This window comes from Candidatus Arsenophonus phytopathogenicus (assembly GCF_056113345.1).
On sequence record NZ_JBUIOB010000017.1, the window covers coordinates 1613563 to 1632796 of the forward strand.

12 protein-coding genes, 6 pseudogenes and 1 riboswitch are annotated in these 19234 nt (G+C 35.8%); of the genes and pseudogenes, 9 read left to right on the top strand and 9 right to left on the bottom strand.

Annotation, left to right across the window (positions count from 1 at the left end; genetic code table 11):
- Positions 1 to 118: 118 nt before the first annotated feature.
- Positions 119 to 1200 (bottom strand): annotated as a pseudogene (locus tag AC01GB_RS12220) (porin).
- A gap of 783 nt (positions 1201 to 1983) precedes the next feature.
- On the opposite strand from AC01GB_RS12220, the gene AC01GB_RS12225 reads away from it, so the two are divergent.
- From AC01GB_RS12225 to AC01GB_RS12245, 5 genes and pseudogenes are all read left to right on the top strand, one after another.
- Positions 1984 to 2202: a hypothetical protein gene (locus tag AC01GB_RS12225; RefSeq protein ID WP_474452023.1), complete on the top strand. Its 219-nt coding sequence runs from the start codon at positions 1984 to 1986 to the stop codon at positions 2200 to 2202.
- Positions 2203 to 2768: 566 nt separating this feature from the next.
- Positions 2769 to 3326 carry a cytochrome b gene (locus tag AC01GB_RS12230; protein ID WP_474452024.1) on the top strand — a complete coding sequence of 186 codons (558 nt, stop codon included), beginning with the start codon at positions 2769 to 2771 and terminating at the stop codon, positions 3324 to 3326.
- Between the two features lie 27 nt (positions 3327 to 3353).
- Positions 3354 to 3915 (top strand): annotated as a pseudogene (locus AC01GB_RS12235) (YceI family protein).
- A 297-nt stretch (positions 3916 to 4212) separates the two neighbouring features.
- Entirely contained in the window at positions 4213 to 4560 is a 348-nt protein-coding gene (locus AC01GB_RS12240) for a DUF6694 family lipoprotein (RefSeq protein WP_474452025.1), read from the top strand.
- 174 nt (positions 4561 to 4734) lie between these two features.
- Positions 4735 to 4907: riboswitch (M-box (ykoK) riboswitch) on the top strand.
- A 73-nt stretch (positions 4908 to 4980) separates the two neighbouring features.
- Positions 4981 to 6045: a magnesium transporter gene (locus AC01GB_RS12245; protein WP_474452026.1), complete on the top strand. Its 1065-nt coding sequence runs from the start codon at positions 4981 to 4983 to the stop codon at positions 6043 to 6045.
- A 26-nt stretch (positions 6046 to 6071) separates the two neighbouring features.
- Here AC01GB_RS12245 and AC01GB_RS12250 read toward each other — a convergent pair whose 3' ends face one another.
- Together AC01GB_RS12250 and metK are read right to left on the bottom strand one after the other, a co-directional pair.
- Complete coding sequence (locus tag AC01GB_RS12250; RefSeq protein WP_474452027.1) at positions 6072 to 6578, bottom strand: SprT family zinc-dependent metalloprotease; 507 nt, start codon at positions 6576 to 6578, stop codon at positions 6072 to 6074.
- Positions 6579 to 6768: 190 nt separating this feature from the next.
- Positions 6769 to 7923: a methionine adenosyltransferase gene (gene metK / locus AC01GB_RS12255; protein ID WP_474452028.1), complete on the bottom strand. Its 1155-nt coding sequence runs from the start codon at positions 7921 to 7923 to the stop codon at positions 6769 to 6771.
- Between the two features lie 657 nt (positions 7924 to 8580).
- On the opposite strand from metK, the gene speA reads away from it, so the two are divergent.
- From speA to AC01GB_RS12275, 4 genes are all read left to right on the top strand, one after another.
- Positions 8581 to 10488 (top strand): biosynthetic arginine decarboxylase, encoded by a 1908-nt coding sequence (gene speA / locus AC01GB_RS12260; protein ID WP_474452029.1) that lies wholly within the window; start codon positions 8581 to 8583, stop codon positions 10486 to 10488.
- Positions 10489 to 10636: 148 nt separating this feature from the next.
- Positions 10637 to 11560: an agmatinase gene (gene speB, locus AC01GB_RS12265; RefSeq protein ID WP_474452030.1), complete on the top strand. Its 924-nt coding sequence runs from the start codon at positions 10637 to 10639 to the stop codon at positions 11558 to 11560.
- 358 nt (positions 11561 to 11918) lie between these two features.
- Positions 11919 to 12485, top strand: coding sequence for an anthrax toxin-like adenylyl cyclase domain-containing protein (locus tag AC01GB_RS12270; RefSeq protein ID WP_474452032.1), 567 nt, complete (start codon positions 11919 to 11921; stop codon positions 12483 to 12485).
- Positions 12486 to 12502: 17 nt separating this feature from the next.
- The gene (locus AC01GB_RS12275) at positions 12503 to 12832 is read left to right on the top strand and encodes a hypothetical protein (RefSeq protein ID WP_474452033.1); all 330 of its coding nucleotides are present in this window, start codon (positions 12503 to 12505) and stop codon (positions 12830 to 12832) included.
- A gap of 33 nt (positions 12833 to 12865) precedes the next feature.
- On the opposite strand, the gene mutH is transcribed toward AC01GB_RS12275, so the two are convergent.
- From mutH to AC01GB_RS12305, 6 genes and pseudogenes are all read right to left on the bottom strand, one after another.
- Positions 12866 to 13555, bottom strand: coding sequence for a DNA mismatch repair endonuclease MutH (gene mutH / locus AC01GB_RS12280; RefSeq protein WP_474452034.1), 690 nt, complete (start codon positions 13553 to 13555; stop codon positions 12866 to 12868).
- 725 nt (positions 13556 to 14280) lie between these two features.
- Positions 14281 to 14877 (bottom strand): annotated as a pseudogene (leuD, locus tag AC01GB_RS12285) (3-isopropylmalate dehydratase small subunit).
- Positions 14874 to 16303 (bottom strand): annotated as a pseudogene (leuC, locus tag AC01GB_RS12290) (3-isopropylmalate dehydratase large subunit). Before leuC ends, leuD begins: the two co-directional pseudogenes overlap by 4 nt.
- A 102-nt stretch (positions 16304 to 16405) precedes the next feature.
- Positions 16406 to 16991: pseudogene (locus AC01GB_RS12295) on the bottom strand (isocitrate/isopropylmalate family dehydrogenase).
- Complete coding sequence (locus AC01GB_RS12300; protein ID WP_474452035.1) at positions 16979 to 17398, bottom strand: isocitrate/isopropylmalate family dehydrogenase; 420 nt, start codon at positions 17396 to 17398, stop codon at positions 16979 to 16981. Before AC01GB_RS12300 ends, AC01GB_RS12295 begins: the two are co-directional and overlap by 13 nt.
- 149 nt (positions 17399 to 17547) lie before the next feature.
- Positions 17548 to 18555 (bottom strand): annotated as a pseudogene (locus AC01GB_RS12305) (2-isopropylmalate synthase); the annotation flags it as partial.
- Positions 18556 to 19234: the final 679 nt, after the last annotated feature.

A 19234-nucleotide genomic window follows, 5' to 3' on the forward strand; every position in this document is an offset into this window, starting at 1 on the left:
GTTGATAACAATTGATTAATTTTTTTTATCTTATAAAATCAAACTGCTACTAGATAAGCTTAGGGCTAGTTATTTTTTTATAAAAATATCCCAGATATTTCTTATCTGGGATTATATATTAAAAATAATAGACTAATCCTATACCTAAAACATTATCAGTGCTAATGCCGTAATTTTCAGTAAATTTATTCTTATTTAATAAATTAATTTTATAATCTAACAGTGCAGCAAAATTTTTATTAAAATAGTAGAATGAACCTAGTGGTATGAATTTATTTAAGTAATTATTTCCATATTCACCAAGACCTTTCCCTTGAGCCTGAATATAAGCTAATGATGGTTTCAAACCATAATCAAATGTATATTGAGCGACAATTTCAACAGTTTCTGTTTTAGGTGCAATGTTGGTATTTGTCGAGCCAAAAGGTGTCGTATTACGTGTTTCAATATAAGTTGATGCCAGATAGACGTTATTGGCATTATATTTCGCACCAATACTCGAAGTTTCTGCGCGTTTACCATTGGCATAGTAATTAACCGTGTCATTATTGACATTGTGTGAATTGTTATAACTGCCGCCAAAATTTAGTCCAAAATCAGTATTATAAATCACTGATAGACCGTAGCCGTCACCGTTATTTTGCTTGGCTGTACTTACACTTGATTTATTATTATCCGTATTTTTTCCTTGATATTGTAATGCAATGTTTAATCCATCAATATAGCCAAATAAATTATTGTTGCGATAGGTAAGTAAATTTCTATTTCTACCGTTCATATAATTATCCGGCATTGATATGCCATCATTCCAAATATAGGCAGGACATCAATCCAGCCGTCAATATGATATAGCACGCCATAATTACGGGCGTAATCAATAGAACCTAAATATTTATGATTAATTTCAACGTAGGCTAATCGATTTTTATCGATATGGTTATCCTCTGTTTTATTAACCGTTGTTTCCCATTCAAATTGACCAAATCCAGTAAGGTTATCGGAAATTTCGGTGCTGTCTTTAATTCCAACCCGAACTCTTGAATCATCTCCGCCACTTTTACCTTTACCAATATGATTTCTAACATCAATTTTTCCGTAAAGATCTAGCTTATTTCCATCTTGATTATATATTTCAGCTGCGTTGGCAATATTAGTTACGGGAAATACTAACATTAACAATGCAATATGCCTTATTTTCATGCTACTCATCCTCTTCTCTTGTTTTGTTTTTGTTTCATGTAAAGACAATAAAAAATATATATTTATAATCAGTCGCAAAAATTATAGCTAATTAGTGTAATTTGCTAAATAAATAAATAAATAAATAAATAAATAAATAAATAAATAAATAAATAAATAAATAAATAAATAAATAAATAAATAAATAAATAAATAAATAAATAAATAAATAAATAAATAAATAAATAAATAAATAAATAAATAAATAAATAAATAAATAAATAAATAAATAAATAAATAAATTGTTAATATGGTGATAAATTATCTTTTACATCAAATAATATTGCCATTTTATATATATTTCCTATTATTTTTTAATAAATTATTTTATATTCTCTGTTTGGATTATAATAATTTTTATTTGGAATTAAAATAAAGTTTATTATGTATAAATTGACTAAAGGATAAATATGAAAGTTATTTTTTCAATATTTTTTTTCTTTTCTTCACAATAAAATATATTTTTATTTTTTACATTATTTGTTGGAAAATATTTTGCTATAAAGTATCAATAATGAAAATTTAATTATAATTTAAAATTGACTTTATTTTTTATATCTCTAATATTCTTTTTAGATAAAATTAGCAGGTTATTTATTTGATCGATTTTATTAATAATTAATTCTACCGGATAAATAATTATTTAAAAAATTTCGTTGTGCATGTTTTATAAATATATCGTATTTATTTTTGTTGTATTTTGGTTCTAAATTAGTCTCAAATGTTAATTTTAGGAGATAGTTTATGATGAAAATGAAAAATCTCATAATAGTGGTTTTTCTTTCTGTAGTTTCATTTGGTGTTTTCGCTCAAGAAGTTATTACTGCCTCAGCAATTAGTCTTAATCAGGCCATTAAAAATTTAGAGAATAAAGCAAAAGAGAAAGATTCCACTATTGTGAAAATAACTTCCGAGGGAGGACAAAATTACGTAAGAGCAAGTGCTATCATAGAGAAAAATTAATAATTAGTTTTGTGTGCCTATTATTTACCCTTTGTTTCTTAGTATCCTCTATAATAGAGGATACTATTTTCTAATTTAAATCATTCATTCTTATTACTATTACCCGAGCTAACATAGTTACTTATTTTAGATAACTAAGTTAATTAAATGTTAATTTTTTAAAGGCTATTGACTTCAATATTGAACAATAATATAATATTTTTAACCAACTACGGTAATTTATATGCTGTTACTATTGGTAGCAATGTAGCTAATACTATTAAATTATATTATTACCAATAAAATTTTACTCTGATAAAATACGAATAATCACTATTAAACAGCTTTCTTTTGCAAAGAAAATAGTAAAATAAAATATATTATAAAGATTTATTTTCAAATTTTATTTTTGTTTTGATCATCAATGATGAAACTATTTCACAGAGTAACATAATGATTTTTTTGATGATCTATAACAAATTATTTCTTCTTGTTTGGCAATTAATTACTCAAAAATTCATTTATTATTAATATTGCATCAAAATTGACTATTATTATTCTAAATCTTTAACGAAAGGAATATTGATATGCTTTGGAAGAATACCTCAACCCAGTTTGGGCATATATCAATTTTAATTCACTGGTTGGTTGCGCTTACTGTTTATGGAATGTTTGCGTTGGGGCTTTGGATGGTATCTTTAAATTATTATGACGTTTGGTATCACAAAGCGCCAGAAATTCATAAGAGCATCGGTTTTATTTTATTTTTGCTGATGGTATTTCGTGTTCTATGGCGATTTATTTCACCACCACCTAAGCCATTAGATAGTTATAGCAATTTAGTAAAAATAAGTTCTACTCTTGTCCAATTTTCCCTTTATTTACTTTTATTTGGCATATTATTTAGCGGTTATTTAATTTCTACTGCCGATGGTCAGCCTATTTCAATATTTGGTTATTTTGACATCCCGGGAATATGGTCAGATGAGAGAATGCAGGCGGATAATGCAGGTGTTATACATCTTTATTTGGCGTGGACACTTATTATTCTTTCTATTCTTCATGCGATTGCAGCATTAAAACATCATCTTATTGATGGTGATGTTACCTTAAAACGCCTGCTTGGAATTCATTCAAGAAAATAACTTGTTGGAGATAGTTATGTTGAAAAAATTTTGGCTTTAGTAACCACAATTTTGCTATCGAGCGTTAATTCAGCAATAGCTGCTAATTATAAAATTGATAATGAAGGTCAACACGCTTTTGTCCAGTTTCGCATTCAACACTTAGGTTACAGTTGGGTTTATGGTAGTTTTAAGAATTTTGCCGGTAATTTTACGTTTGATGAAAAGAATCCACAAAATGATCAGGTTAAGGTGGTAATTAATACTGCAAGTATTGATACTAATCATGCTGAACGTGATAAGCATTTGCACAGTGCAGATTTTTTTAATGTAAAAAAATATCCAAAGGTAACTTTTATTTCAACTAAGGTCAGTCAAGTCAAGGGGCTTATCATATCGAAGGGCAGCTGACGTTAAATGTGTAACAAAACCTATAGTCCTTAATCTATCTTAATGGGTAAAGGTGACAATCCATGGGGTGGCTATCGTGTTGGCTTTGAGGCAACGGGAAAAAATTAAATTGAAAGATTTTAACTTTAAAAAAGATCTTGGGCCAAAATCGCAACAAGCTGAACTTATTATTTCTCTTGAAGGTGTTAAATTACCATAAAATAAAAGTAATACTGAAAGAGCCAATATTGGCTCTTTCAATTATGTTGAAAAGTAACATTATATTAAGAAGATTATTTTTAATTTATGACTAGTTGATGAATAAAGTCACTTGATTATAATTAAATTTTATTTTATTCGGTAACAATTGATAAGCAATCAAGTATTGCTGTTAATTTTTTACCAGTAGTATGAAAATTTTTTTTACAATTATTCTATTTAAATTTTCATCATTTTTAAGTTTATTGGTTTTGATTTTGCTATGCTGATAATGAAAACAGAGAGAAGGGCGTTATATATGAGATTTCATCTATTAATTTTCTTCATCGATTTTTTGTTATTGGGCTGTGATCAACAATTAAAACTAAATGGCGAAAATAAACAATTATTACGTTCTTCTATTGCCGAAGTACGAGATTCTCTCTCTTTTGAAAAACAGCAACAATTTGATGAAGCTATTGATATTACTATGTTTAATAGCATTAATTTTGATGAGTATCGCCAACTTGGTGAAATAGCTGCCACTCGGTCATTGGAAAAACGGATTTGCCGAACGTTAGACGGTAAAACAGCAGAGCAAGTTATTAATGAAGCAAAAAAGATAAAAATAGATCGTCTGGCATTTGATGAAAATTTGCTTTTTTAATTAAATAACTTACGATTTTAAATATTATTTTTGTTTATTAATTTTGCCGATTGATTTTATTATTTATCAACTTAAACAAAAGCTAAACCATATGTAATGTTATAATTGGAAAAGCTATTTATCTTCATTATAATGCGCCCGAGTTAATATTATTTTTTTAATATTAAGCACGGTGCAGTATCTCGTTAGGCGAGGCTCCTATACAAACATAGGTTGCTGATCTGACGACGTCGAAAGACGCCCAAGATCAGGACAGGATATATCGAGTCAAGGTGTATCCCCATGTAACTTCCTGCTATTTTCAGGATACGTTGTATAGTGCTAAAACTGAGACGTTGAGATAGCTTAATATTCTCGCATCTGGTTTTGCCCCTATATTGAGAACTGTTTGCAGTTTATAACAGTGATAGGGTTTCGAAAATGAAGTTAACATCCCTACAAAAAACGGCTCCCAATGTGGTGTGTCCGGCCAATAGTCCTACAGAAAATTTCAATGAGCAACATCATAATAAATTTGATGAAGTGAAAGTTAGTGCATATATGAGCCAATCTTATATTGCAGTTTCTATGAATGATTCTGTTGCCGCTATTAAAAATAATCTGGCTAATATAATTACCGGCGATCAAATCCCGACTTATCTTTATGTAATTGATAAAAATAAATATCTGAATGGTTTGTTATTAATGAAAACATTATTAACCTCATCAGATGAATTATTTGTATCAGATATTATGCAATGTGATTTTTTTTCTGTTTCACCAGATCAATCACGAGAAGAAGTGTTTGCTCTTCTCAATCATTGTGATGTCGATTCTATTCCGGTTGTGGAGTTTTCTAAACTAAAAGGGGTATTACGTGCTCAAGACATCGCTGAATTAATTGAGGATGAGAATACCCAAGATGCACATCTACAAGGCGCCACGCTACCTTTAGAAGTGCCTTATATGTCAACCAGCCCAATAACATTATGGCGTAAACGTGTTGTTTGGTTATTGATGTTATTTGTGGCTGAAGCTTATACTGGCACAGTATTGAAAGCTTTTTCTGATCAGTTGGAATCTGCCATTTCATTAGCTTTCTTTATTCCTTTATTAATTGGCACCGGCGGTAATAGTGGTACTCAGATAACTTCTACTTTAGTGCGAGCAATGGCATTAGGGGAAGTCAGTTTACGTAATTTAGGTTCTGTGCTTAAAAAAGAGATATCTACATCATTTTTAGTGGCACTAACGATAGGTTGTGTTGGCATATTTCGTGCCTGGATCTTGGATGTAGGCTATCAAGTTACCCTGGTTGTCGGTTTGACTATGATGGTAATTACTGTGTGGAGTGCGATTGTTTCTTCGATTATTCCAATGGTACTGAAACGATTGAATATTGATCCTGCGATTGTTTCTGCTCCCTTTATTGCAACTTTTATTGATGGCACAGGATTAATTATTTACTTTGAAATTGCTAAGATGATTATGACTGATTTAGCTTGATCAACAAAGGAGAGTGATTCGCTCTCCTATTGATTTTGCCAAACAAGATATTGACCACATTTTTTGCAAATATACTCCCTTTTCCCGAGTTGGATTTTGTTGTGCCGGCGCAGGGTTAATTGATGGGATAGGTCGCACTTGCAATGGTAATGAAAAGTCTGCTTATGAATTGAGGTTAATGCAAACTGATGTGTTCTCTGTGGTGGAGCATCAAGGATTATTGCCATCATCCATTTCCATTCTTTACCATGAGGGGCTGTTTTGCCAACACAGTGATATACCAATAAATGGGCTAACTCATGTGGAATAACTTGATTGATAAAAATTTCACCATTTTCAATCAGTAAAATGGGGTTAAGACGTATTTCCCACGCCTCCAGGTGAGCACTACCAGCGATGGTTCCTCGTTGTCGGTAATTAATCAACGGTTCTGTAAAGGTTTTTCCCAATTTGGTACTCGCTGTAGCCAGTTTGTTGCGCAATACTCGCATGACAATCTGTTGTAAAGCGATAGGTACTCGATGTGATTTCATATTATTAATATGGTTAAATGGGCTAAGTGTGAGCTTAGGACAAGAGTAATTAATTTATTATGGTATTTTTAAAATAATCGTTAAAAAAATTTAATAACTAATTGCTATTTTTGCATAGTTCTAAAATAACAAAAGGGAAAGTTATTTAACTGTCCCTTTGCTGTTTTAACAAGATAAAATCGACGATTAGTTAGTTAAAACCGACGGCTGCGCGAAGTTCAGCAACTTTATCTGTTTTTTCCCATGGGAATTGAGAGCGGCCAAAATGTCCATACGCTGCAGTTTGACGGTAAATAGGCTGTAATAAATTGAGCATTTTGACTAGACCATAAGGACGTAAGTCGAAGATTTCATGCACTAAATGAACTAGTTTTTCATTGGCTATTTTTTCAGTACCGAAAGTTTCGATCATGATGGATGTCGGTTCAGCGATACCAATAGCATAAGAAATTTGAATTTCACAGCGATCAGCAAGCCCAGCGGCAACAATATTCTTTGCTACGTAGCGCGCTGCATAGGCAGCAGAACGATCGACTTTAGACGGATCTTTGCCAGAAAAAGCCCCACCACCATGGCGAGCCATGCCACCGTAAGTATCGACAATAATTTTACGGCCAGTTAAACCACAATCACCCATTGGGCCGCCTATAACAAAACGACCTGTTGGATTAATAAAATAGTTAGTATTTTGCTGTAACCATTCTGTCGGTAATACTGGCTTAATAATTTCTTCCATTACCGCTTCTAATAAGGTGTCTTGGCTAATTTCTTCAGCATGCTGAGTAGATAAGACAATAGTATCAATGCCCACTATTTTATTATTTTCATATTGGAAAGTGATTTGGCTTTTAGCATCTGGACGTAACCAGGGCAAAGTACCATTTTTTCGCACGTAGGCTTGACGTTCAACTAAGCGGTGAGCATAAGTAATTGGCGCTGACATAAGAACATCGGTTTCGTTATTAGCGTAACCAAACATGATCCCTTGATCGCCTGCGCCTTGTTCTAAAGGATTTGCACGATCGACTCCTTGATTAATATCAGGAGATTGTTTGCCAATTGCACTGATAACAGCACAGGAATTGGCATCAAAACCCATATCGGAGCTGGTATAGCCAATTTCGCGTATCGTGCGCCGCGTAATTTCTTCAATATCTACCCAGGCGCTGGTCGTAATTTCACCGCCAACCATTACCATACCTGTTTTTACATAGGTTTCACATGCAACGCGTGCTTTTGGATCCTGCTCAAGAATTGCATCAAGAACTGCGTCTGAAATTTGATCTGCAATTTTATCAGGATGACCTTCTGATACTGATTCAGAAGTGAAAAGATGTGTGGTCATAAATGTTTTATTACCTTAAAAATTCGGAGAAACTGAATTAGATGCATTACCATCCAGACGTCTATTCTAATGTTAATTTTGCGCTATTGCTAGCTGTTTTTTATCTTTGTTGATGGCAAAAATCTGATTTGCTAGATATAGATAAATATGTTGATGTTTTATTCAATTTGATTTTGCATTTTTCTTATAATAAAGGTATAAACAGCACGATAACTGATGAACCTTTTTTCTCATCAGGCGTTATGCGGTAGTATCGGTATTGATACTACTTCTCAATTTAAAGTGGTTACGTTCTGAGGCTGAATGTTATAACCATGTTTTTAGGTGAATGGGTAATGTTCCATTATCAGCAAATAGCAAATTACCAATCATCACAGCTTAATGTCTGTGTAGCCACTTCTATTTCCTTTCTCTATATTATGGCTTCTAGTCGAAATTATAGGTCGTACTCGAGACAGGCTAAAATCATTCATTGATAAGTTGTTTTGCAACTATTAAATAACGGAATGATTGCTGAGTTGTCATCTAATCCTTTTTTAAATAAAAGAAGAGTTATTGCTGTTTCCTGAAATTTTAAAATTTGCACAGAATATTATCTCATTAGATAGGATATGTTGGGGAAAAAGTTAAGCTCATACTCCATTTCAGGAGATAAGTATGAATAACAATATCGCGCGTAAAATGCAACAAACTTATAATATTGCATATTGGGGAGGCGGCTATTACCAGGTTAATGTACAAGGTAATATTACTGTGTGTCCTAATCTTGACCAACCAGACGCGAAAATTGATTTAGCCGCCTTAGTTGAACAAGTACAGGAAGAACAGCAACATCTACGTTTGCCGTCCCTGTTTTGTTTTCCGCAAATTTTACAACATCGATTGCGGTCAATTAATGCTGCATTTGAACGGGCGCGTCGTGATTATGGCTATCAAGGTGATTACTTTCTTGTCTACCCAATTAAGGTAAATCAGCAGCGGCGAGTGATTGAAACTTTAGTGAGATCAGGAGAACCTTTAGGTTTAGAAGCCGGCTCCAAAGCAGAATTAATGGCTGTATTAGCGCATGCAGGTATGACAAAATCAGTGATTGTTTGTAATGGCTATAAAGATCGGGAATATATTCGTTTAGCGTTGATCGGCGAAAAGCTTGGCCATAAAGTCTACTTAGTGATTGAAAAAATGACTGAAATTGCCCTAGTTTTGGATGAAGCTAAAAGGTTAGATGTTATTCCTCGTTTGGGAGTACGAGCGCGTTTGGCGTCACAAGGTTCGGGTAAATGGCAAGCGAGTGGTGGTGAGAAATCAAAATTTGGTTTGGCCGCCTCTCAGGTTTTGCAGTTGATTGATACATTAAGAAATGAAGGGCGTCTGGAAAGTTTGCAATTATTACATTTCCATTTAGGTTCTCAGATGTCTAATATTCGCGATATTGCCACAGGCGCTAGAGAGGCAGCTCGTTTTTATGTTGAGTTACATAAATTAGGTGTCAAAATTGAGTGTTTTGATGTTGGTGGTGGTCTTGGGGTTGATTATGAGGGGACTCGGTCGCAATCGGATTGTTCTGTCAACTATGGTTTAAATGAATACGCCAATAATGTTATCTGGGCGATAGGTGAAGCTTGTGATGCACATGGGTTAGAGCATCCAACGGTGATCACTGAATCTGGTCGAGCATTAACCGCGCATCATACAGTATTAGTTTCCAATATAATTGGTGTTGAACGTAATGAATTTACTAAGATCACGCCACCACCGAAAGATACCGAATTATCGCTGATTTCTCTGTGGGAGACATGGAATGAAATGCAACAGGGAAATAGCCGTTCATTACGTGAATGGCTGCATGATAGTCAACTTTCGTTATATGATGTGCATACCCAATATGCCCATGGCATGTTAAATTTGACAGAGCGTGCTTGGGCTGAGGAGCTTTATCTTAATATATGTCGTCGTATTCAGCAGGATTTAGATCCCAGTAATCGAGCTCATCGTCCTATTATCGATGAGTTACAAGAGCGAATGGCTGATAAGTTATATGTTAACTTTTCGTTATTTCAATCCATGCCGGATGCCTGGGGTATTGACCAACTTTTTCCAGTATTACCGATTCAAGGATTAAATGCGCCATTAGAGCGGCGGGCGGTTTTATTAGATATTACCTGTGATTCGGATGGTATTATTGATCACTATATCGATGGTGATGGTATCGCTGCTACTATGCCGATGCCTAATTATGATCCGGAAGAGCCGCCGATGATAGGTTTTTTTATGGTCGGTGCTTATCAAGAAATATTAGGCAATATGCATAACTTGTTTGGCGATACAGCAGCGATTGACGTCTATATTGATAATTCGGGTGAAGTCAGGTATTTACAAAGTGAAGAGGGAGATTCGGTGGCGGATATGCTCCATTACGTCAAGCTTGATCCTAACATGTTATTGACGCTTTTTCGTGATCAAGTCAATAGTAAAAATTTGACGAAAAGTTTAAAGGAGCAGTTTTTGGCTGAATTTGAAACAGGATTATATGGTTATACCTATTTAGAAGGTGAGTCAATATAAGTTAGCCAAGGTTATTGAGCAATAAAGGAATAAATCTTAACCGATGCATCGTCAATTTCGTCCTTTAAGGTAGGGAGGATGCCAGGCAGAAGCGCAGTAGCCTTAATAGTGAAAGTTATTCACTAATAAACAGTTTGAGATAAATTATATGATCAATAATACATTAAATAATCAAGAAGATAACTCTTTGGTTTCTAATGCCTTTGGTTTCATGCGTTTTCCACTCCATTTTTCACCTTATGATAGTGATGCACAATGGGTGATCACCGGTGTTCCCTTTGATATGGCGACATCAGGTCGGGCGGGCAGCCGTCATGGGCCGGCTGCTATTCGACAGGTATCAGCAAACCTGGCATGGGAGGGTAAACGTTGGCCATGGCAGTTTGATCTCAACGATCAGTTAAAAGTAGTTGATTGCGGAGATCTGGTATTTGCTTTTGGTGATGCACAGGATATGAGCGATAAGTTGCAGGCACATATCGAAAAGTTATTGGTATCCGGCAAAAGATGTTTAACCTTTGGTGGTGATCACTTTGTCACGTTACCTTTACTGCGTGCACACGCAAAGCATTTTGGCCCCATGGCGTTGGTTCATTTTGACGCCCATACCGATACTTATAGTAATGGTAGTCAATTTGATCATGGTACCATGTTTTACCATGCGCCAAATGAAGGATTAATTGATGCCACTCACTCAATTCAGATTGGTATTCGGACCGAATATGATAAGCACAATGGCTTTACAGTGTTGGTTGCGGCTTATGTGAATGACGCACCACAGGAAGATATTATTGCTCAGATAAAATCGACAGTGGGTGAATTACCGGTTTATTTAACCTTTGACATTGATTGTCTGGATCCTGCCTTTGCGCCCGGTACAGGAACGCCGGTTGTTGGAGGGTTAACCAGTGATCGTGCCTTAAAGTTGTTGCGAGCTTTACAACCATTGAATATTGTTGGCATGGATATTGTGGAAGTTGCTCCGGCTTATGATCAGTCACAAATTACTGCCTTAGCGGGGGCTACCATCGCACTGGATATGCTTTATATTCAGGCTAGCAAAAAGCGTTAACTAACCTATATAATTTTGCAACCAAAATGTGCCATTTATGGCACATTTTTATTTGCGCTTAAGTCAACTAATTATCCATCAAATTGAATGAATATTAGTTAAGGCATGCAATCAATCTGAATTTATTTTTTACTTATTAAAGTAAGTTATCTGACTGTTTTTCATGCAATAAAATAGGTAAAATATCACTCTTTAAATGGCAGGAATAAAGTATAAATGCACCGTATAACTAATAATTTAATCTTAAATGCTGCCTATCCTAGACAAATGGCGGAAAAACCTGCTCCTTCCTCTAGTTGTCAAAAAAATCAACTAAAAAGTGGTATTTCAGCAACGCATTTAAAAACCCTTTCTAACTATGCGATTCAAAAAAAATCTAATTTATGGTATTCGCCCCATTAGTCCATTTGCGACCTCTTTAATTGAAGCCGGTTATCCCACTAAGCCACTTATGATTAAAGGGAAAACTGCCGATTGGGGTCCACAAGCCGGATTTATTTGTGTTGATCAAAATTTTAGCAAGCTTGTTGGACAGTCAGAGCAGGTGCAAAAATACAATGCCTTGATCAGTAAAAATATACAAAATGGTGAAGCGATTAGTGTGCCTTTGACGATAACCCGCGATAGGATCAACGAACTGATCGAATTAGGTTGTCTTGAATTATCTCGCTCACGTGGTGATGGTATGATTTTGTTAGCGCGCTCACCAACTGGACAGGAATATCAATTTGACGCTATTTATCAATCTAATAGTAATAACCACTATAGAATAGAAATAGCCGGGAAACCGATTTATGTGTTGAGTGAACCGAAAATACACGAACCATTTGTCCCTGATTATGATTTATTATTGGTAGCTCCTCATATTGGTGATTATGGCACACTTGATACTGTGATACCGAGTGAGCGTAATGATCTAAATTAGGCACCGCAAATCATCGTTTGCTGAAATTAGCCGATGATATTCATCGTGCTTTGGATCGCGATGAACAGCATAAACTTATTCATCATGGTACAGATGTGAATAATGAGTCATCGGAATTGGCAGACAATTTTTCGGTGACACTATTTTTGCCTAAAGCGATCGAAAAATATGCCAAAATAGCGGTACTCGATTCAGCGGAGGCGCTGGCTGAATTTATTCAAGCCGCCAAAAATGAAGGCCATGTACCGCTCAATGTACGTTGGCAAGAAATGCACAATATTCGCCGCGCGTCTTATGAAGAGGCTCGTCAACCAGTTGAGCATTATTATCGTAAATTGTCACTATAAAGCCCACTCTCTGTAGATAGCTAGGTTAAGTTGTTATTTATGAGCTGGTAAATCAAAATGGCGTGCCAGTATTGGAGCAGTAAAATTTTTCTTCAGATAAAATCCACGCGGTAGCGTCATTATTGGTTGGCCATGTCTACCTATCCCTTCTGTCAAAGCCTTATTATTTGCAGCTTTAGGACGGATTTGTAGTACCTGGCCATGGCGTGCGGTGATGTTTTCAACCTGACCTAACACGATCATATCCATTAACTCTTCCCAATCTTTTTTAAGCAGCTGTTCTTCAACGGGATTGGGAGTCCACAGTAATGGTGAAGCAACTCTTCGCTTTGCTAATGGGATTTGGCGCTCACCTTCAATAGGTATCCATAAAACCCGTGATAGCTTATGACGTACATGACTTGAAAGCCAGGTTACTCCACAATTACCGGTTAAAGCTGCCACACAAATGAAGGTTGTTTCTAATGGCTCACCATAGCGGTTAATAGGGATGGTTTTAAGCTCAATACCAAGATGGGCAAAATCTTGTTCTGCTTTGCTACCAGCATTTGCGCCTAAACAATATTCTAATAACTGACCTGCCCAACCTTTAGCGCGTCTAAGGTCGTGGGGGACTGCGATACCTGCCTGATAAGCCAGTTCAGCCATGGTATAACCCGCTAGGTTGTTGGCTTTACTCAGTAAACTTTGTTCATCATCAGGGGGCAGGGGAGAAAATTGCATAAATCATGCCTGTATAAAAAACAGCCAGTTAAATTTGTACACACAGTGAAAATTTTAACATAGATCGAGTAAGTAAGAACAATCTATTTATAATAAAATCATTTTATTCAAGATCGATATATTTTTTTCTGTTATGAATTTAATCGAATAGGGAATAAACAGGATCTCAGCTATAGTTATCCACAATTTTATTGGATAACTCTAATAAAAAGCCTTTACTGGTTTAATTTACAGTCTTGACAGGATGGTTTATGTTAAAAAGACACCTGTTAGCTTGTTTAACAAAATAGCGTATTCTGTGGATAAAATGGATGTTGCTGGATCTTTGTTCATCCTGTTTTGATGGTTAGCTATCTGTTCTGCTTTGAGCTATGTTTAATCGATTAAATCGATTTATCTCTATGAAAAAAAGCTATTAATTTTTTATTTCGAAATCTATCGATTGAAAAACTTATGAAATTATACCCTGTTTACTCTAGCTTTTTTCACATGGATATCCACAGAAAAGGTGAATAAATTAATAAATATAGCCCTAAATGTGGATAATTTTTCATTATTAATAGATAAATTAAATTATTTTTCAGTAAATAAAACGCAATATAAGATTTAGGCATCTAATTAAATAGAATGTCATCACTTTTTCTAACATTTTAATTAATTTAAAATGAAAAGAAAAATAATCAGGCTTTGCCTACATAGTGAGGCAGTGCCTTTTATTTGAACTGTTATCGCAAAAATAGTGGTTGCTGCTCTTCATAACGGGTAATGAACTTTTCATATTGTAAAGTCAATCCAATATTATCTAACCCATTCATCAAGCAATAACGATGAAAATTATCAATGCTAAAAAAATAAGTTTTATCCCCAGTAATGACTGTTTGGGTCGTCAAATCAATGGTGAATTGACAACCCTCATCTTGTTCAACATAGTTAAATAACTGGTTAATTTCTTCTTCATTTAATTGGTAGTAATTGGTTGTTAAAGGCATTGTTATAGAAAATATCGGCAAAACTTGGCGCAATAATGGCGCAAAAGCCATAATCTGTTAATGCCCACGGCGCATGTTCGCGCGATGATCCACAACCGAAATTTTCACGGACTAATAAAATAGTGGCCCCTTGGTAACGTGGTTTATTAAGGACAAAATCCGGATTAGGTTGTGCCCGTTATCGTCCAGGAAACGCCAATCGTGGAAAAGGTGTTGACCAAAACCGATTCGAGTGACCTTTTGTAAAAATTGTATTGGAATAATCACATCAGTATCAATATTGGCAACATCTAAAGCAGCCACTAAGCCGGTGTGTTGGATAAATTTTTTCATTTTGCCAATTCCTGTTTTATTTGATTATTATCGATCTTACGTACATCGACAAAATGGCCGTAAATAGCCGCCGCGGCTGCCATTGCTGGGCTGACTAAATGAGTTCGACCGCCACGGCCTTGCCGTCCTTCAAAATTAGGGTTGCTGGTGGAGGCACAACGTTCGCCAGGAGCAAGGCGATCGTTATTCATTGCTAAGCACATAGAACAACCCGGTAAACGCCATTCAAAACCCGCATCGATAAATATTTTGTCTAAACCTTCGTGATCAGCTTGTGCTTTTACTGGCTCTGAGCCAGGAACAACAAGTGCTTGTACATTAGGGCCACTTTTTTGCCTTTCGCGATAGCGGCAGCAGAACGCAAATCTTCAATACGCGAATTAGTGCAAGAACCGATAAATACCTTATCAATCTTAATGTCGGTCAATTTGCTCCCAGCTTGTAAGTCCATATAATTTAATGCTTTCTCTGTAGAAGCATATTCAGTGGGATCGCGCAATTGATCTGGTGACGGTATGGGGCTATCGATCGCAATTACTTGTCCTGGGTTAGTTCCCCAGGTAACCTGAGGGGCGATTTCATTAGCATAGATAGTTTTGATAGCATCATAATGAGCACCGGGATCAGTCTTCAGCGTTTTCCAATAACTAACGGCTTGTTGCCACTGTTCTGTGCTTGGTGCAAATTGCCGGCCTTTAATATAATTAAAAGTGGTTTCATCAGGCGCAATAATACCCGCCTTAGCACCCATTTCAATTGCCATATTGCAGACAGTCATTCGGCCTTCCATAGTTAAGTTTTCAATTGCTTCGCCGCAAAATTCAATAACATAACCGGTGCCACCGGCGCTACCGATTTTGCCAATCATCGCCAGTACCATATCTTTAGCTGTGATGCCATTAGCTAGTTTACCGATGACTTCAATTTTCATGGTTTTAGCTCGAGCTTGTTTTAAGGTTTGCGGGGCCAAGACATGCGCAACTTCGGATGTGCCAATACCAAAAGCTAATGTGCCAAATGCACCATGGGTTGGGGTATGGGAATCACCGCATACGATAGTCATGCCAGGTAAAGTTATGCCTTGTTCTGGTCCCATGACGTGGACAATACCTTGGAAAGGGTGTTTTAAATCGTAAAGAGTAATAGCAAATTGTTGACAATTTTTTATCAAGGTTTGCATTTGAATGCGAGCCATCTCACCACTAGCATTAATGTCTTTAGTCTGAGTAGAGACATTGTGATCCATGGTAGCAAAAGTTTTGTTGGGTTGTCTGACCGAGCGGTTATGGGCTCTCAATCCATCAAATGCTTGAGGCGAAGTGACTTCATGCAGTAAATGGCGATCGATATAAATTAATGGTGTTTCATTTTCCGTTTCATGGACAATGTGTGCATCGTACAATTTTTGATATAAAGTTCTCTCCATAATCTAAACCTCTTGCATAATATGACTGGCAATAATACTGCCCATTTCATCGGTACTGACAAATTGCTTATCTAATGCCAAATCCTGAGTTCGATAACCTTGTCATAAGGTTTTATTGACGGCATTTTCTATCGTATCAGCAATATGTGGTTGGTGCAGGCTATAACGCATCAAGAGCGCTACAGATAAGATTTGCGCAATTGGATTAGCAATATTTTTACCGGCGATATCCGGTGCTGAGCCGCCAGCCGGTTCGTATAAGCCAAAATTTTGTTGATTTAAACTGGCGGAAGGTAACAGCCCCATTGTGCCGGTAATCATTGCAGATTCATCGGAAATAATATCGCCAAAAATATTAGAGCAGAACATCAAATTGAGCAGGATCTTTGATGAGCTGCATAGTGGCATTATCGATATACATATGATTGATTTCGACATCGGGATAAATTTTGGCAATATCATTGACAACTTCTCGCCATAAAATCGAACTTTGCAATACATTAGCTTTGTCTATTGATGTTACTTTATAGCTTCGTTTACGCGCTGCCTGAAAAGCGATATGCGCAATGCGTTCTATTTCAAAACGGTGATAAATCTCGGTATCAAAGGCTTTTTCATCAATACCAGACCCAACACGTCCTTGTCCTTTAGGTTGACCAAAATAGATCCCACCGGTTAATTCACGCACACAAAGAATATCAAAACCTTTTCTGGAATATCCGCCCGTAATGGACAGAAGTTATTTAAACTAGGGTATAGACGAGCGGGTCGTAGGTTACTAAATAACTGAAAATGTTTACGTAAGGGTAATAATGCGCCACGTTCAGGCTGACTAGCAGGCGGCAGGTGTTCCCATTGCGTGCCACCAACTGAACCAAAGAGTATGGCATCCGCTTGTTGGCAACCTGAAAGTGTTGCAGCTGGTAATGGCTGACCATGGCGATCAATAGCAATTCCGCCGACATCATATTCATGGGTTACGATGGTCAAATTAAACTGTTGGCCAATAGCAGCTAACACCTTTAAGGCTTGTGCCATAACTTCAGGGCCAATACCATCACCTGGTAAGACAGCAATATTATAATTACTAGCCATATTATTGAACTACCTCTGTATTGCTGTGATTTTTTTGTTTTTTCACTAATTCTGCGCGCCAAATGTTATTTAACACATTGATCATTGCCATAGCAGACGATTCGACAATATCGGTTTCTAGGCCGATACCATGAAAACGCCGGCCAAAGCCTTACCGCCGCTCGGCCAGAACGAGAAGTTAGATTTAATTGAGTCTCCCTTAAGCCAATGGATGCTGGTGTCATAATTTCATAAGTTTCTCGATTCTTTAGTACACCATCTTGATGGATACCTGAAGAATGTGAGAAAGCATTACTGCCAACGATCGCTTTATTAGCAGGGATAGGGGCATTACATAACTTGCTGACTAATTGGCTGGTACGGTAAATTTCTTGATGATTAATATTTGTTGTGACGGCCAACATTTTTTGGCGCACTTTAATTGCCATAATAATTTCTTCTAAGGCACAGTTGCCAGCGCGTTCTCCTAAACCATTAATCGTTCCTTCTACTTGTCGAGAGCCGGCTTGAATTGCAGTAATAGAATTGGCTACCGCCATACCTAAATCATTATGACAGTGGACCGAAATAATGGCTTTATCGATGTTTGGTACTCGATTAAAAAGATCTTTAATAATATTGCCAAATTGAAAAGGGATAGTGTAACCGACAGTATCAGGGATATTAATCGTTGTTGCACCGGCATTGATTGCTGTTTCCACGATCCGGCATAAATTATCGGGATCAGTGCGCCCATCATCTTCACAGGACAATTCTATGTCATCAGTATAACGTCTGGCATGCTTAATAGAGTGGCTAGCGAGGGCTAAAATATCGTTAAATGAACGTTTTAATTTATGTTTGATATGCAATGACGAGGTTGCTAAAAAAAGGTGCAACCTGAAACTATTGGCAACTTTTAATGCTTCAGCGGCGATATCAATGTCGCTATCAATACAGCGTGCCAAACCACATATACGGCTATTTTTAATTTCTTTGGTGATGGTTTGCACAGATTTAAAATCTCCCTGTGAGGAGACTGGAAAGCCGGCTTCAATAATATCGACGCCTAAACGTTCCAAAGCATAAGCAATTTGTAATTTTTCTTTGGCGCTTAAACTTGCTTGTAAAGCTTGTTCGTCATCACGTAATGTTGTATCAAAGATAATGATATTTATTGCTCATACTGTTTGTTCCTTTATCGTGTTTTTGCTTGTTATTGGTTCTTTTATTAGTAAGTTTATAGAAAGTGCTATTTAGTTAGATTGTGGGCATAAAAAAACCGCGCAGATGCGCGGTTTTTTTATTGCGGGTGGATATTAATAACTTCGTTCACCCATAAGCATACCGCGCACAGAAAATGAGAGAAGTAGTAGGCTTAGTAGGTGAATAAAAAGATACATAAAACGTTGACCTTATTAATATCAAAAATATTACCTTTATAGCTACCTGATCTTTATCATTATGTCAACATTAAATAAAAATTTATTTTGTTAATGTTTCTTAATTGTGAAGTATAAAATTAATTTAATAAAAATATATTAGGAAGTGTTTGTTATAAAAATGAGTAAAGGAAATATTGAATAAGCAATAATTTATTCTGTGATGAATCTGATAATTTGTTATGAATAATAGGAATTGAATAACTTTATTATGATTCTACCATGCTTTGTTTTATCATCTAATTGAAGGATTAATAGATGGATATTTAATTTTATTATTCATTGATTATGTGAATGTTGAAGAGTAATAATTCTATAATTAGGGTTTTGGTGACATGATTTTTAAACTGATCAGTTAATGTTAAGGCATGGAAGCTAAAATTATTTAAAAAATTAAATGGTTCGCTTAATTTAT